The sequence below is a fragment of the Caballeronia sp. BR00000012568055 genome, from assembly GCF_029439455.1.
Taxonomy (GTDB): Bacteria; Pseudomonadota; Gammaproteobacteria; order Burkholderiales; family Burkholderiaceae; genus Caballeronia.
On sequence record NZ_JAQFVG010000110.1, the window covers coordinates 1 to 2593 of the forward strand.

At 56.6% G+C, this 2593-nt stretch carries 4 protein-coding genes; 1 reads left to right on the top strand and 3 read right to left on the bottom strand.

What is annotated here, in order from left to right; genetic code table 11:
- Positions 1-113 precede the first annotated feature (113 nt).
- The gene (locus P7F28_RS07135; RefSeq protein ID WP_277183813.1) at positions 114-614 is read right to left on the bottom strand and encodes an Lrp/AsnC family transcriptional regulator; all 501 of its coding nucleotides are present in this window, start codon (positions 612-614) and stop codon (positions 114-116) included.
- A gap of 178 nt (positions 615-792) precedes the next feature.
- On the opposite strand from P7F28_RS07135, the gene P7F28_RS07140 reads away from it, so the two are divergent.
- The gene (locus P7F28_RS07140; protein ID WP_277183814.1) at positions 793-1809 is read left to right on the top strand and encodes a 1-aminocyclopropane-1-carboxylate deaminase; all 1017 of its coding nucleotides are present in this window, start codon (positions 793-795) and stop codon (positions 1807-1809) included.
- Positions 1810-1825: 16 nt separating this feature from the next.
- Here P7F28_RS07140 and P7F28_RS07145 read toward each other — a convergent pair whose 3' ends face one another.
- On the bottom strand, positions 1826-2170 hold the full coding sequence (locus tag P7F28_RS07145; RefSeq protein ID WP_277183815.1) for a hypothetical protein: 345 nt from the start codon (positions 2168-2170) through the stop codon (positions 1826-1828).
- Positions 2171-2183: 13 nt separating this feature from the next.
- Positions 2184-2593 (bottom strand): hypothetical protein (locus tag P7F28_RS07150; protein ID WP_277183816.1); only part of this gene is annotated, 410 nt, incomplete at its 5' end.

Here is a 2593-nt window from a genome sequence, read left to right on the forward strand (position 1 = left end):
ATAGACAAACTATATGCATGGAGTTTTCCGGTTTCGATTAGCGTTTTCCCGGTGAATTGCATCGAAATAGTCATGCTATTTACGGGCTTTCTTTGGACACGCTTAGCGCGGCACTAAACGGGGAAGGCGGTCGTAGAAAGAATCTCGCGCAATACGACGAAGCTGCGAATCTGCCGCACGCCCGGCAGATAGAGCAGCTTCTCCGCATGCAGACGATTAAAGCTGTCGCTATCGCGCGTGCGGATCAGCATAAAGAAATCGAACTCGCCAGTGACGACGTGGCACTCCATGCAGCCGGGCACTTTCTGCGCGGCCTTTTCGAATGCGGTGAAGGACTCGGGCGTCGAACGATCGAGCACCACGCCGATCAGCACGAGCATGCCTGCATCGAGCGCTTTGGGATCGAGCAGCGCAACGGTCGCGCGAATCAGACCCGCTTCTCTTAGCCGATCCACACGCCTTAAGCATGCAGGTGCGCTTAGATTGACCTTGGCGGCAAGCGCCACATTGGAGATCGATGCATCGCGTTGAAGCTGACGCAGGATGGCGCGATCGGTGCGATCGATTTCGAGCGTTTGCTGATCTGGCTTGCGTCGTGTGGAAAGTTTTTTCATTGCGCAAAAACGCTAAGAAACGAAATAAAAAAACGCTAAGGTGCTTAGCGATATTCCGAAGTTAGGCCAAAGCAATTTATTTCGCAACCCTGTATTGCTTGAGAATATTTAGCATTCTCTTTAGGCGATGCTGCATCACCAAGCGGCAGCCGACACAATCTTCATAAGGACGCCGACCATGAACCTGCAAAGATTTCCCCGCTATCCGCTGACGTTCGGACCTTCGCCTATCGTGCCGCTTAAGCGCTTGTCCGATCATCTCGGCGGCAAGGTGCAGTTGTATGCGAAACGCGAAGATTGCAACAGCGGCCTGGCGTTCGGCGGCAACAAGACGCGCAAGCTCGAATATCTGATTCCGGAAGCGTTGGCGCAGGGCTGCGATACGCTGGTGTCGATTGGCGGCGTGCAGTCGAATCAGACGCGGCAGGTTGCAGCAGTGGCCGCGCATCTCGGCATGAAATGCGTGCTCGTGCAGGAAAACTGGGTCAATTACTCGGATGCGGTGTATGACCGCGTCGGCAATATTCAGTTGTCGCGCATGATGGGCGCGGACGTGCGCCTTGTTGCGGATGGCTTCGATATCGGCATCCGCAAAAGCTGGCAGGACGCGATGGAAAGCGTGCGCGCGGCAGGCGGCAAACCGTTCCCCATTCCCGCGGGCTGCTCGGAGCATCCGCTGGGCGGACTGGGCTTTGTGGGCTTTGCGGAAGAAGTGCGCGAGCAGGAAGCGGCGCTTGGATTCAAGTTCGATTACATCGTCGTGTGTTCGGTGACTGGCAGCACGCAGGCGGGCATGGTCGTTGGGTTTGCAGCGGATGGACGGGCGCGCAAGGTGATTGGTATCGACGCATCGGCTAAGCCTGAGCAGACGCATGAGCAGATCACGCGTATCGCAAAGCAGACGGCGGAACTGGTCGATCTCGGGCAGGACATTACGCGCGATGATGTGATTCTGGATACGCGATTCGCCGGGCCGGAGTACGGCTTGCCGAATGAAGGCACGCTGGAAGCGATTCGCTTGTGCGCGCGCTTAGAAGGCGTGCTGACTGATCCGGTGTACGAAGGAAAATCGATGGATGGGATGATTCAGATGGTGCGTAATGGGGAGTTTCCTGAAGGCTCGAAGGTGCTTTATGCGCATTTGGGCGGGGTGCCGGCGTTGAGTGCTTATAGTTATATTTTTAGGAATGGGTGAGCAGTAGTGCTCGGCATTAAAGACTATTGAAAAGTGATCGTGCGCTTTCGCTTTCGAGCAGCGCATGATGGACTTCGTCCACCATGCGCTGAAACTCCGGGTCGTTTCGCATCGCATGACCGAACTCCTGACCGAGCAGGCTTTCGACGACATAGCGAATCGCGCTGTCGGTGTCGGATATGCCGTGTCCTTTGAGTTCGGCAATTTGTGTGAGGAGAGTCGATTTGGCGTTGCCAGTCTTCGATGCCTCGGTATGACGGAGACCGGCGCGCGCGTCCGCATTCCGGCCTGCGCGGTCGCGTTGAATCAACTCCTGACGCAGCAGCCCTAAGACCTGATTCATAGCCGATACGGTGTCCATACGTTACTCCGCCTTAGTGACGCGTCATGCTTGAAACGTAGCCCGCCAGCAGCAGGTGGTGTTCCGGCGAAAGTGGCGTCGCGTCAGAACCTCGTTCGTGCACGGCTTTGAGGACAGATCGTATGTAAGCATTCAACGGCGGGTGGAGGGTATTCTTTGCGAGCGCCAACTCAAGCTGTCGGGCCGCGCGCTTGAATTCGTCGTGAGCAAGCAGAAGCAAGCCATCTGCGCAAAGGCGCAGTGAGTCCTCTGGCGGGAGCGCATCCAGCACCGCCCAAGCAGTCCGTGCATCTTCTACACGCCCATTCATGAGTTCCAGAAATCCAAGCATGAACCAGCCCGGATAGAACGCCGGCAGTCGCGTGATACATGCGATGAAGGCCGGGCGGGCAACTTCCGAATTGCCGAGGCTGGCCAGATAGG

What these genes read in the sequence shown, in the direction of transcription:
- P7F28_RS07145 (WP_277183815.1), bottom strand. Translation starts at nt 2,170, where the DNA reads ATGGACACCGTATCGGCTATGAATCAGGTCTTAGGGCTGCTGCGTCAG.
- P7F28_RS07135 (WP_277183813.1), bottom strand. Translation starts at nt 614, where the DNA reads ATGAAAAAACTTTCCACACGACGCAAGCCAGATCAGCAAACGCTCGAA.
- P7F28_RS07140 (WP_277183814.1), top strand. Translation starts at nt 793, where the DNA reads ATGAACCTGCAAAGATTTCCCCGCTATCCGCTGACGTTCGGACCTTCG.